The 12,834-nt window shown below is 40.6% G+C and carries 11 protein-coding genes; 5 read left to right on the top strand and 6 right to left on the bottom strand.

The features are described from left to right. Window positions 1-74: 74 nt before the first annotated feature. The 4 genes from JMN32_RS26150 to JMN32_RS26135 form a co-directional block, all read right to left on the bottom strand. On the bottom strand, window positions 75-659 hold the full coding sequence (locus tag JMN32_RS26150; protein WP_202859366.1) for a NifU family protein: 585 nt from the start codon (window positions 657-659) through the stop codon (window positions 75-77). Window positions 660-728: 69 nt separating this feature from the next. Beyond that, on the bottom strand, window positions 729-2,228 hold the full coding sequence (locus JMN32_RS26145; protein ID WP_202859365.1) for a dicarboxylate/amino acid:cation symporter: 1,500 nt from the start codon (window positions 2,226-2,228) through the stop codon (window positions 729-731). Window positions 2,229-2,243: 15 nt separating this feature from the next. Beyond that, window positions 2,244-3,323 (bottom strand): chorismate synthase, encoded by a 1,080-nt coding sequence (aroC, locus tag JMN32_RS26140; protein WP_202859364.1) that lies wholly within the window; start codon window positions 3,321-3,323, stop codon window positions 2,244-2,246. Window positions 3,324-3,364: 41 nt separating this feature from the next. Next, the gene (locus JMN32_RS26135) at window positions 3,365-5,518 is read right to left on the bottom strand and encodes a BatD family protein (RefSeq protein WP_202859363.1); all 2,154 of its coding nucleotides are present in this window, start codon (window positions 5,516-5,518) and stop codon (window positions 3,365-3,367) included. 139 nt (window positions 5,519-5,657) lie between these two features. Between JMN32_RS26135 and JMN32_RS26130 the strand changes: the two genes are divergently transcribed. Next, window positions 5,658-5,843, top strand: a complete 186-nt coding sequence (locus tag JMN32_RS26130) for a hypothetical protein (RefSeq protein WP_202859362.1) — start codon at window positions 5,658-5,660, stop codon at window positions 5,841-5,843. A gap of 94 nt (window positions 5,844-5,937) precedes the next feature. On the opposite strand, the gene queG is transcribed toward JMN32_RS26130, so the two are convergent. Together queG and ruvB are read right to left on the bottom strand one after the other, a co-directional pair. Beyond that, a complete protein-coding gene (gene queG, locus JMN32_RS26125; RefSeq protein ID WP_202859361.1) occupies window positions 5,938-6,870 on the bottom strand; it encodes a tRNA epoxyqueuosine(34) reductase QueG in 933 nt (310 codons plus the stop codon). Window positions 6,871-6,970: 100 nt separating this feature from the next. After that, on the bottom strand, window positions 6,971-7,999 hold the full coding sequence (ruvB, locus tag JMN32_RS26120) for a Holliday junction branch migration DNA helicase RuvB (protein WP_202859360.1): 1,029 nt from the start codon (window positions 7,997-7,999) through the stop codon (window positions 6,971-6,973). 117 nt (window positions 8,000-8,116) lie between these two features. On the opposite strand from ruvB, the gene JMN32_RS26115 reads away from it, so the two are divergent. From JMN32_RS26115 to acs, 4 genes are all read left to right on the top strand, one after another. Next, window positions 8,117-9,148, top strand: coding sequence for an FAD:protein FMN transferase (locus JMN32_RS26115; RefSeq protein WP_202859359.1), 1,032 nt, complete (start codon window positions 8,117-8,119; stop codon window positions 9,146-9,148). After that, on the top strand, window positions 9,148-9,885 hold the full coding sequence (locus JMN32_RS26110) for a class I SAM-dependent methyltransferase (protein WP_202859358.1): 738 nt from the start codon (window positions 9,148-9,150) through the stop codon (window positions 9,883-9,885). The genes JMN32_RS26115 and JMN32_RS26110 overlap by 1 nt, the downstream gene beginning before the upstream one ends. Before the next feature lie 63 nt (window positions 9,886-9,948). Further along, window positions 9,949-10,692, top strand: a complete 744-nt coding sequence (locus JMN32_RS26105) for a ZIP family metal transporter (protein WP_202859357.1) — start codon at window positions 9,949-9,951, stop codon at window positions 10,690-10,692. 158 nt (window positions 10,693-10,850) lie between these two features. Next, window positions 10,851-12,758 carry an acetate--CoA ligase gene (gene acs / locus JMN32_RS26100; protein WP_202859356.1) on the top strand — a complete coding sequence of 636 codons (1,908 nt, stop codon included), beginning with the start codon at window positions 10,851-10,853 and terminating at the stop codon, window positions 12,756-12,758. Window positions 12,759-12,834: the final 76 nt, after the last annotated feature.

Raw genomic sequence — 12,834 nt, 5'->3', positions numbered from 1 at the left:
GCTGACTGTGGATAAAAAAATGAGGCTAATTCAATTTGACTTGAAATAGCCTCAAAACATGGGAAATTATTTTTTTATACTCCTTCTGCTTCCACTGATTTTATTTCAGGAAGCATCCTTTTCAAAAGGTTTTCAATTCCGGCCTTTAGGGTAATGGTTGAAGAAGGGCACCCGCTACATGATCCTTGAAGCAAAACTTTTACAGTACCTTCGTGATAAGAGTGGAATGATATAGCTCCACCATCCTGCTCTACTGCAGGCCTTATGTATTCATCGAGTATACCTTTAATCTTTTTAACCGTTTCAGAGTCGTTCTCATCATATTGTTCATCCCGGATAGTATCTTTTATGATAGGTTTACCTGATTCTAGAAAAACCTGGATATGTTGCTTGACCTGATCCTTGATCTCTTCCCACTCAAACTCTTCCTTTTTTGTAACCGTTATGAAGTTGCTCATATAGAATACACGGTCAATGAAGTCGTATTTGAAAAGTTCACTGGCTAAAGGAGCTTCAGCAGCAGCCTCTTTGTTTGGAAAGTCATAACTAACCCCGTCAGGTAAAAGCATATAATTGGCCACAAATTTTAAAGAATTTGGGTTAGGATTAGACTCCATGTAAAGGTTAATAACTCTCTTATCTATGTTCCTTGTTTCCATAAGATTCAATATCAATATTTAATTAGGAGAACGTACCTTATCTATAAAGGTTCCATTGCGAAGTAAATATCAACTGTATTTTGGTAGCTCTCCTTCTGATTTAGCAATTAGTGTAGATACCGTAGCATCTCCTGTTACATTTACAACAGTCCTGCACATATCCAATATTCTATCTACAGGAAAAATAATGGCAATCCATGCCGGGTTCAGGCCTACGGACTGTAACACAATGATCATCATTACAAGCCCGGCACTAGGTACCGCAGCTGAGCCGATGGATGCTAATNGGCCTACGGACTGTAACACAATGATCATCATTACAAGCCCGGCACTAGGTACCGCAGCTGAGCCGATGGATGCTAATGTAGCTGTAAGTACAATAGTTAGCTGTTGGCCCAGAGAAAGATCAACCATATGAAGCTGTGCCATAAATATAACTGCTACTGCCTGATAAAGGCTGGTGCCATCCATGTTTACAGTAGCTCCAATAGGTAATACAAAGCTGCTGATGTTTTTAGACACTCCCATGTTCTCTTCTATACATTCCATAGTTACGGGTAGTGTGGCGGCACTTGAACTGGTCGAAAATGCCAGAAATTGAGCAGGGCTAATATTCTTAAAGAACTCTCTATAACTCAATTTTTTAACAAACAATGTTACTATGATCGGGTAGAAAACAAATACCATAAAGAACAGGCCTATGACTAAAGTAATAGAGTAAGATCCAAGTCCCTTAAATATTTCAAATACCTCCTTTGGAGAGTCAGCCATTTTAGCAATTACACCCGCCAGCAGGGCAAAAACGAAATATGGAGCAATTTTCATGATGAGATCAACCATTTTAAGGAAGGCATCATTAACTGAATTGACAAAATCAACAACAGGCCTCGCTTTTTTGGCAGGTAAAAGGGCTAGAGTTATACCAAAAAATATCGCAAAGAATATAACCTGTAGCATAGATCCATTATCTGAAATGGATTTCATGATGTTATCAGGAACCATGTCTACAAGAAATTGTAATGGGCTGCTATCTTTTGTTTTTTCAGCAGCAGCCATTTTGTCTTCTACATTGGCACTTTTCTTATCTATGGCGGCAAGCTCGCTGGCACTGGTTACCTCTTCTACTATAGATCTGTATTGAGGGTCAGTGAGGAAATGTCTACCATCTTTAGGTTGGGGTACACCAGGAGTGTCTTGAACCCACTTTTCGTAAGATATTCTATTTTTTACACGTTGCGCATCATCTGTAAATGTTCCTGGTTTGACCAGATTTACCAGTATAAGGCCAAGACCAACAGCAGTGACTGTGGTCAACAGGTATAAACTAAGTGTTTTGGCTCCCAGGCGTCCAAGCTTTGACATGTCACTTAAGCTGGATACACCACCAATAATTGAAAACAATACCAGGGGTACGGCGATGAATTTAAGGAGTTTAATAAATATTTGGCCCAGAGGATCGATATAATCAATGGTGAATTCATTCCAGCCAAGATAACTGGAGATGAAAGCCCAAATGATCCCGGCAATCAAGCCAAAGATAATTTTTACGTGTAGGGGTAAATTCTTCATAAAAGTCGCTAAAAATTAGTCGCGCAATTTAGCTGTTTGGTTGATCAAATAAAAATCAGCGATAACCAGAGCGGCCATAGCCTCTACAATGGGCACTGCTCTGGGTACCACACAAGGGTCATGCCTGCCTTTACCGCTGACAGTTACAGTTTCGCCCTGAGCGTTAATACTTTCCTGATCTTGCATGATCGTTGCCACAGGCTTGAACGCTACATTAAAATATATATCTTCTCCGTTGGAAATACCACCTTGTATACCTCCAGAATAGTTAGTTCTCGTTTTTGTCTTATCACCTTCTTTGTAAAAGGCGTCGTTATGCTCGGAACCTCGCATTTTAACACCTTCAAACCCACTGCCGTATTCAAAACCTTTTACAGCATTGATGCTCAGCATGGCTTTGCCCAACTCAGCGTGCAGTCGGTCAAAGACCGGTTCCCCAAGCCCTGCTGGAGTATTTTCAATGATGCACGTAACAGTGCCACCTATAGTATCCTGACTTTTTCTGATCTCGTCGATCAAGGCAATCATTTTGTCGGCGGTTTCTGAATGTGGGCAGCGGACAATATTGTTTTCAGTCTGGCTTAGGTCGAGTGACGGATAATCCGGGCATTTGATATCTCCAACCTGTGATACATAAGCAGAGATTTTGATTCCTTGCTTTTCCAGCATAATCTTGGCCACTGCTCCGGCAGCTACACGAGCAGCCGTTTCTCTGGCACTACTTCTGCCTCCGCCACGGTAGTCTCTGATTCCGTACTTTACATCATAAGTATAATCTGCATGAGATGGTCTGTACCTGTCAGCAATATGAGAATAGTCCTTACTTTTTGCATCCTTGTTATGAATAACAATGCAGATTGGCGTACCGGTAGATTTGCCTTCAAAAACCCCTGAAAGAATTTCAAAAGTATCATCTTCTTTCCTCTGAGTAGTGATTTTTGATTGTCCGGGTTTCCTTCTGTTTAGTTCCTGCTGAATGAAGTCTTCATTGATATCCAGTCCTGCAGGGCAGCCATCAATGATGACCCCGAGTGCCTTGCCGTGCGACTCCCCGAAAGTGGATATTTTAAATAAGGTGCCGTAAGAGTTTCCCAATTTTCAAAATTTAGTATTAGCTAACTTTATTATGTTCAATATTAGTCTTTTCTATCATATAATAGAAATGGAAAGAAGAGATATGGGAATATTGCATTAGCATAAGCATTGATAGTACTTCTGCCCTGAAATTCGGCAATTTTCCGCATGAGTTTGAAAGGAGGCCAGGGAATAAAAAACCTGTACCAGGCAAAATGGTACGAAGCGATTTCCCCCATGATTTGAGTATTCCTAAAAGGAATGAATGCTTTCCAAACAGGTATATTGTTTTTGTAGAAAAAGTAAGGCAAAGAATTGATGAACACAAATAAATGAGCACAGGCCATTAACAGAGTAAAAGCCAAAAGATTACCTCTTAACATTATTGGGTCTTCTGCGTTTCGAAGATATGATTCTGACAATGCTGACATCGAGCTTGTTACAACAAACATCGTAGCGATAATAATAAAACTCCTTACATAAATAGCTGAAGCCGTTACTCTACCTTCCTTTTTGTGCATCATAACGGTGAGTCTGAAAATTATAACAGGAATACCTACTAAATATATCAGTACACTTAATATACCTGGAAGAATTCCATCAGGTAAAAACTCCAAACCAATAAACAGTGCTGTTAGTGCCAGACCAATAACAACAGAAAGAAACAGGCTGTTGGAAAATAGTGAGCTTGGGGATAGGCTTTTCTTTAATTCTTTTGGGCTGGAAACACCTTGTTTAAATGTATTTTTGATTTCGTCTCCTACGAATATGACCGTAGAGAAACCCAGCAGGCCCAATATAAAGATGTTGGTAAATATCTTTATCCACTCAAAGCTGTCGGTGCTTTTCAGGTCATTATTTTCTGCATTTAACCTGTCATAAAAAGAACCCAGGTCATTGGATTGAATAGACTCGTTCTTTTTGCTTTCACCGGTAACTTCTACCACTTGAGATGACATCAGCGTATCATACTTTTGAGTTTTAGGGTTAAAAAATATCCATTTGAAATAGTCCTTTAAATTGTACTGTCCAGGTTCTTTTGGTATTCCAAAATAGCTGAAAGATTTTGAGCCGGTAACATGATTATTACGTCTATTGATGTTTTGGCTAATGTTAGGATCATAAAAGTCAAAATTTTCTTCACCATCAACCATAGGTTCGGTGATGGCAGAAATGTTACCCTCTCCGTAGATGTTGAATTGGTAAGAAAAACTCTGTCCAGTTTCCAGTTCATTAGAGCTGATCCTTTCATCCAGGAGGTAATCTCCCACCGCAACCTGTTCTCGCAGAGGGTGAGGAGGTAGCTCTTTTACTCTTACGGTTTTAGGTTTGCTATAAAACGTTTTAAAATCCTCTTTGCGATTCTGACCAAAAAATGAAGGGTTTTTAGCCACTTTATATTTGATCATTTCCAGCCCTACAGAAGGAAATTTGATGTCCTCTGCATTTAAGGGGTAGAATACTCCCTGATAAATTTTATACTGCGTGTAGCGTTTACCTCTAATAGAGATAGGTTCCCCATTGATGTTTTCTATGTTAAAGTTCTCTTCCCAGGCATTTTCAGGGCGAACTTTTTTAAGTACGTTGGAGAGTTGTTTGCCGAGATCGTGAAATTGTAGGGGGGCACGATTGTTATCAGCAACATAAAATGAAAGTGTAGTGGTAATACCTTCACCTACATACGCGGTTTCCTTATCTGTAGTAAGCGCTAAAAAAGCATCCTCCTTGATGTCGATAAACTCGGTTTTTTTGTCTCTGCCAAAAAAGCTGTCAGCGGGGTCGTGATCAAAAAAGCTTCTGAAGGGATCATTTCTTTGTTGTCTTTCTACCGGAGCCCCAACCTTAACCATTTTGCCAGGGGAACTGTACATTTTATCATTGATCTTAATCTGAAAAGGATCAATCGTAAAGGTGCCCTGGCTAGTTGGGACATAGGTCATCGTTACGCTTTGCGATGAAGAGATCTGTCCGTTGATGATCTGTGTACTAGAAGATGAGGAGGTGCCACGCATGCGGAACCCTTCAATTTCAGGGAAGTCCCCATAGCTTTTTAATCGCTCATTGGAAGCTGTGATGGTAATGGTCCAGGCTTGGTTTTCACCAATTTCATCTGGCCCTAAAGAGATACTGATTTCCTGTGCCTGAAGTGTTTGGCCAGCAAAAACCGAGACCAGAATCAACAGAGAAAATCGTAAGCTTCTGTATATCAAATCCATAGTAATTTGTTGAACCTTATTACTTTTCTAACGTACAAATTTATGGCAATCTTTTAAAAGCCGTAACTAATTTGTATATTAATGGTTGTAGAATGTGATAAACTTGTTTTACACGAACTTTTAAAAATTAAAATAGCTTATGTTAGAATACGTAAAGACCATCCTCAGCAAGGTGAGTTTTGATCCAAGGCTGTTTGAAAAAGAGCTAAAAAAGGCTATTAGAACATTAGTGGCCGATGAGGTTCGGGAACTAAAGAACTGGTGTTACGCACAGTTTACTGATAAGCATGAAACAGTCTTACAAAGGTGTTTCGTAACAGTTTAAATTTAAACACTTAATATACCCCGATTTGAACCCCGGCCCTGCTGGGGTTTTTTATTTCGTGAGATTAAGCTTCATAGATCTAATAGCAGCAAGGTCAAAGGTGCGTGTTTTTGGCAAATGAAATATTTCTTTTTAGTCCTTCAAACTTTGTTCTTTTCACTGCGGACTTTCTAAATATTTCATTAAAAACTTCATGAGTTAGTTCTTCCCAGTCTGCCTTGTTCATAGACTTCAATTGCTCGTGCGGTTCAAACGCCGGTTCTTGGTGAGGCTTGGAAAACCGATTCCAGGGACATACATCCTGGCAGATGTCACAGCCAAAGGCCCAGTTTTTGAATTTACCTCTGAACTCGTCAGGAATAGATTCCTTTAGCTCGATGGTCAAGTACGAGATGCAACGGCTTCCGTCTACTACATAGGGTTCGGGAATAGCATCAGTGGGGCAATTGTCCATACAGGCGGTACAGGTACCGCAATAGTCTTTAACCGGACCATCATAGTCCAACTCAAGGTCTAGGATAAGTTCTGCCAGAAAGAAAAAGCTGCCACTTTGTTTATTAAGCAAAAGGCTGTTTTTTCCGATCCATCCGGCACCTGCCCGCTGAGCCCAGGTTCGCTCCATTACCGGGGCGGAGTCCACAAATACACGACCATCAACCTCGCCAATCTCCTCATGGATATCAGTCATAAAAGCTTTGAGCTTGTCCTTGATTATAAAATGATAGTCCTTGCCATAGGCATATTTGGCAATTTTATAAGTATCATTTTGAGCGAGGTCATGCTGCGGGTAGTAATTGTAAAGCAGTGTAATAACTGACTTAGCACCGGGTACCAGTTTAGTTGGGTCCAGTCGTTTTTCAAAATGATTTTCCATATAGCCCATTTTCCCATGCATGCCCTGGTTGAGCCATTTTTCAAGACGTGGGGCTTCATCTGCCAGAAACTCTGCTCGGGCAATACCACAATACATAAAGCCCAGTTCTTGTGCTTTATTTTTTATGAAAGCAGTATGTTTTGAGCGGTTCATGGTCTTTCGACTAAAAAGGGAACATCCGACAGGCAGCTATAATAAAGTGCTGCCTTGTACCGTTCCGGGAAAGTTAAATTTGGCTGAAAGCGAAGTTGCATCAATCAAAAAGGCCTCTGGCTTTGCCTGGAGGCACTATTTTTAGGTGCTTATATGCAAGCTCGGTTGCTTCCCGTCCTCTTGAGGTTCTCTTAATATAGCCTTCCTGTATCAGAAAAGGCTCATATACCTCTTCAATGGTCTCAGCTTCATCGCCACAGGCTGTAGCAATAGTTGACAGGCCTACAGGTCCACCTTTGAATTTCTCAATGATTGTGGACAAGATACGGTTGTCCATTTCATCCAAACCATGTTCATCAACATCAAGAGCCTTTAATGCCATCTGGGCAATTTCCATAGTAATAGTGCCATCTCCTTTAATCTCAGCAAAGTCACGGGTCCTTCTTAGTAGGTTATTGGCAATCCTTGGGGTACCGCGGCTTCTTCGTGCTATTTCGTAGGCAGCCTCTTCAGTAATAGGGGATTTCAATATATCGCACGAACGCTGAACAATGGTTGCTAGTAATTCGGCATCATAATATTCAAGCCTTGCATTGATGCCGAAACGTGCCCTGAGAGGGCTTGTAAGTAATCCGGCACGCGTAGTAGCTCCTATTAGTGTAAATGGAGCTAGTGAAATTTGCACCGTACGGGCACTGGGGCCTGAATCCAGCATTATATCTATCTTGAAATCCTCCATGGCAGAGTAGAGATATTCTTCTACAATTGGATTCAGCCGGTGGATCTCATCTATAAATAGTACATCATGATCTTCCAGATTGGTGAGCAAGCCCGCCAAGTCACTAGGCTTGTCTAAAATTGGGCCGGAAGTGATTTTTATATTTGTCTCCAGCTCATTGGCTATAATATGTGAGAGTGTAGTTTTTCCCAGTCCGGGAGGTCCGTGTAGCAAAACATGATCGAGAGACTCCCCTCTTTTTTGTGCTGCCCTTACAAATATTTTAATGTTCTCTACTACTTTGCCCTGGCCGGTAAAGTCACTAAAACTCAGAGGTCTCAATGCTTTCTCAATCTCTTTTTCAGCATGGCTTAAACTATTTCCATCTCCGCTTAAATAATCTTCTCGCATATATTACTTCCATATAAGTCAAAACGACTTGTTGAATTTAGAAATTATCCGCAATTAATGCTCTAAAGTAAGCATACCCTAGGCAATTTCATTAATTTAGCGCCAAATTTTAAACCCATGAGCCTGCGATATAAAAATATTATTTATTCGGTTGTGTTGTTACTGGCAGTTTTTCTGGTTTGGAAATATCGTCAATCCCAAGTAGTGCCGATGGCCAAATTTTCTGGAAAAACTATGGGGCCGATAACATATAATGTTACATATTTTGATGAGCAGAAAAGAGATTTTAGCCGACAGATAGACTCGCTATTGAAAGACTTTAATAAAGACTTAAGTACTTACATCCCCGAGTCTGAAATATCACGGTTCAACAGAGATTCCTCCTTTAAATTTGATGGCCCTTATTTTGAGCCTGTATTAGCTAGCAGTAGATCTATATATGACCTTACTGAAGGGGCCTACGATCCTACTGTAATGCCATTAGTCAATGCCTGGGGTTTTGGGCCTGAGAAAAAAGTAGAATATGACAGTGCCTATATAGACTCTCTGATGCAATTTGTTGGTTTTGATAAAATTAAATTTGATAATGCTGAGGTATTAAAGGCTGATCCGCGCGTGCAGTTGGATTTTAGCGCGGCTGCTAAAGGGTATGGTGTAGATATTGTGGCCAACTATCTTGAAGCACAGGGAATAGAAAACATGCTTGTGGAGATTGGTGGAGAGGTGTTTGCTAAGGGCAAGAACCTGAAGACTGGCAAGCTGTGGAATATAGGAATTCTTGATCCTGACTCTGACCAGATCAATCAGTTTTATATAGCAACAGCAAGTGTAGAGAACAAAGCAATGGCAACTTCAGGTAATTATTTTAATTACTATGTGGTTGATGGAGTTAAATATTCTCATACCATTAGCCCCTTTACCGGGTTTCCAATCAGGCACCCCCTATTAAGCGCTTCTGTTTTTGCTAATGATTGTATGACTGCTGATGCTTTGGCAACAGCGTTTATGGTACTTGGTCATGAAAAAGCAATTGAGATATTGGAGGCAAACTCCGAACTTGATGGATACCTTGTATATAGTGATGCTTCAGGTAATAAGAAGGTATATGCTACTGAAGGTATTAAGCCTTACATAAAAGAAATAGAATAATGACAGTAATAAAAGAGTGGTTTGGGCAGTGGTTTGATTCTCCGTATTATCATATTCTATACAAACACAGAGATCATGAAGAAGCCAGTGAGTTTATTGATAACCTGGTAGAGTACTTTCATATTTCTAAAGATCATAAGCTCTTGGATCTAGCCTGTGGTAAAGGGCGCCATTCCATTTACCTTAACCGCAAAGGGTTTGATGTGGTTGGAGTAGACCTTTCGGCTCAAAACATTGAGCATGCGAAGCAGTTTGAAAATAACAAACTGCATTTTTTCATCCAGGACATGCGCCATGACTTTGCTGAAAATGAGTTTGATTTCGTTTTAAATATGTTTACCAGTTTTGGCTATTTTGATTCGGATGAGGAAAATGCCCAGGCTGTCCAGGTGGCTGCCGATGCGCTTAAGCCAGGGGGAAAGCTACTCATTGATTTTTTGAATCCATATAAGGTGGTGCATAACCTTGTGCCTTCAGAAGAAAAGCAAATTGAGGGTATTACTTTTCAAATAGCCAAACAATTTAGTGAAGATGGTTACATACTTAAGGACATCAGGTTTGAGGACAATGGGCATGAGTATCATTATCAGGAAAAGGTAAAGGCTATAAGGCGAGTGGAGTTTTTAAGTTACTTTCAACGTGCCGGGTTGCAGTTGGTGGAGATATTTGGGGATTATCACTTTAAGGCATATGATCCGGAACATTCTGAAAGAATGATCTTTGTAGTGAAAAAATAGCGTCACGAAACATGTAAATGCAACATTGTTGTATATCTTTGTGCGTCGAACTTGAATACATCCATGCTTTTTAATCTTCTCATCCTGTTTTTTACAGCTTTGCTGTCGGGGCTGTCTACGTTTTTGATACCGGAAATAAAGGATAAAAAATACAAACTTGTTCTGGTCTTTGCTGGAGCATACCTTTTTGCAGTTACTATTATTCATATTTTGCCGGAATTATTTTCAAGGGCTGAGAACCCAACTGAAATAGGGCTATTTATTCTTGTAGGCTTTTTTCTGCAGCAAATACTTGAGTATCTTACTTCAGGTGCAGAGCATGGTCATGTACATAAACATAGTGAAGGGCATCAGCATAAAGCTAGTTCAGCCGTTCTGGTATTATTCGGGCTATCAGTTCATGCGTTTTTAGAGGGTTCATTGCTAGCGCACCCCAGTGCACTTCATGAGCATCATGAGTCCAGGTCTTTGTTCTTTGGTATTTTGCTGCATAAGGCTCCGGCTGCGTTTGCCTTGATGTCTATTCTGATGTGTCAGGTAAAAAAGAAGAATATTGCCATAGTGTTTCTTGCGTTGTTTTCATTGGCATCTCCTTTGGGGCTTTTGGTAGGTGATTATTATGTGGAAAGTAATACACTTTCCCATGAAGCATTTACAATACTTTTTGCCATAGTGAGCGGTAACTTTCTTCATATTTCTACTACAATAGTGTTTGAAAGCAGTGTAGATCATCATTTTAATGCTAAAAAACTAGGTGTAGGTATACTTGGCTCTTTGGTGGCGGTTTCTGCAGAGTACTTTTTTTAGATATCTTCCCACTCCCTCATCATTTATTGTCCGGGACTTTTTAAGTGCGTTCTTATAGAAGCTGTATAAATCATTTTATAAATGAGATGATTTTTTGCAACTTAGTATGGAGCGACAAGGAGTAGTTTTAATATTTAAAACCCGAATGAATGTAAATTATGAGTAACAAAATTCAGACACTTAGTGGCTACATCCATGAATACCAAAAGAGTGTTCAGGATCCCGATAATTTCTGGGGAAGAATAGCTGATTCCTTCTACTGGCATAAAAAATGGGATAGAGTAGTTGACTGGGATTTCGAAAAACCTGATGTTAAGTGGTTTGTCAATGGAAAACTTAATATCACAGAAAACTTGCTGGAAAAGCACCTGTTTTTACTAGGAGACAAACCGGCTATAATCTGGGAGCCAAATGACCCTAAGGAGGCTGTAAGGACTATTACCTATCGCGAGCTTTATGAAATGGTCTGTCAATTCGCCAACGCCATGAAAGCACAGGGCGTTGAGAAGGGGGACAGAGTCATTATTTATATGCCTATGGTTCCGGAAGCTGCTGTTGCTATGCTTGCATGTGCCAGAATCGGAGCCGTGCATTCTGTGGTATTTGCAGGTTTTTCTGCTAAGTCTCTTGCAGATCGTATTGAGGACTGCCAGGCCAAAATGGTGCTAACTTCTGATGGTAATTTCAGAGGTGATAAGAAAATTGCAGTAAAGAAGGTGGTGGATGAAGCCCTTGAAAATACCAGTTCTGTTGAAAGGGTGATTGTGCTGAAGCGTACAGGACATGAAGTGATCATGAAAGATGGTCGTGACATCTGGTGGAGTGATGCTATAGAAGGTGTGTCAAAGGAGAATAAAGCAGAGGTAATGGATGCCGAAGATATGCTCTTTATATTATATACCTCCGGTTCAACCGGAAAACCAAAAGGAGTAGTACATACCTGTGGGGGCTATATGGTGTACACTACTTACTCTTTCCAAAATGTATTTCAATATAACTCGGGAGATGTGTATTGGTGTACGGCCGATATAGGCTGGATAACAGGGCACTCTTATATCGTATACGGACCTTTGTTAGCAGGGGCTACTACGCTGATGTTCGAAGGTGTGCCTACTTACCCAAATCCGGGTAGGTTTTGGGCTATTTGTGATAAACATCAGGTAAATCAGTTTTATACCGCTCCTACAGCTATCAGGGCACTGCAGGTTTTTGGTGCAGAACCTCTGAAGCCCTATGCGCTGGATTCGTTAAAAGTAATCGGTTCTGTAGGTGAACCGATTAATGAAGAAGCCTGGCACTGGTATCATGACCATGTTGGAAAAGGCAAGTGTCCGATTGTAGACACCTGGTGGCAGACAGAAACGGGTGGTGTTATGGTGTCACCTATTGCGGGAGTTACTCCAACTAAACCCTCGTATGCAACATTGCCGTTGCCAGGGGTGCAGCTCGCTATTTTAGATAATGATGGTAATGAACTGAAGGGGAATAGTGTTGAAGGTAATCTGTGCATTAAATTTCCATGGCCATCAATCTTACGGACTACTTATGGTGATCATGAAAGATGTAGACAAACTTATTTTTCAAGCTTCAAAGGTTATTACTTTACAGGTGATGGAGTGAAACGCGATGAAGATGGTTATTATAGAATCCTGGGGCGTGTTGATGATGTAATCAATGTATCAGGTCATAGAATGGGTACTGCGGAGGTCGAAAATGCCATTAATGAGCACCCTAAAGTTGTGGAATCAGCGGTGGTGGGATATCCGCACGATATAAAAGGTCAGGGTATTTATGCTTATGTGATCTGTGATATGGAGGGAAGATCGGAAGAGAATCTTAAGAATGAAATCAGGGAAACAGTAAATAAAATAATAGGTCCAATAGCAAAACCTGATAGGATACAAATTGTTTCGGGGCTGCCTAAAACCCGGTCCGGGAAGATCATGCGTAGAATATTACGAAAAATAGCAACCGGAGAGACAAGTAACATGGGTGATACTTCAACACTTCTTAACCCTGATGTGGTAGAAGAGATTATTGAAGGTGCGGCTAATGTGAGCGTGTGAGAAAACTATATTAAAAAAGCTGCCTGACCATAGGGTCAGGCAGCAACCTTAGAGTAGACAAAAGTCGCCTGACCTT

Origin of the sequence: Fulvivirga marina (assembly GCF_016775155.1) — a bacterium.
Classification (GTDB): Bacteria; Bacteroidota; Bacteroidia; order Cytophagales; family Cyclobacteriaceae; genus Fulvivirga; species Fulvivirga marina.
This window is presented reverse-complemented; position numbering and strand designations above follow the sequence as displayed.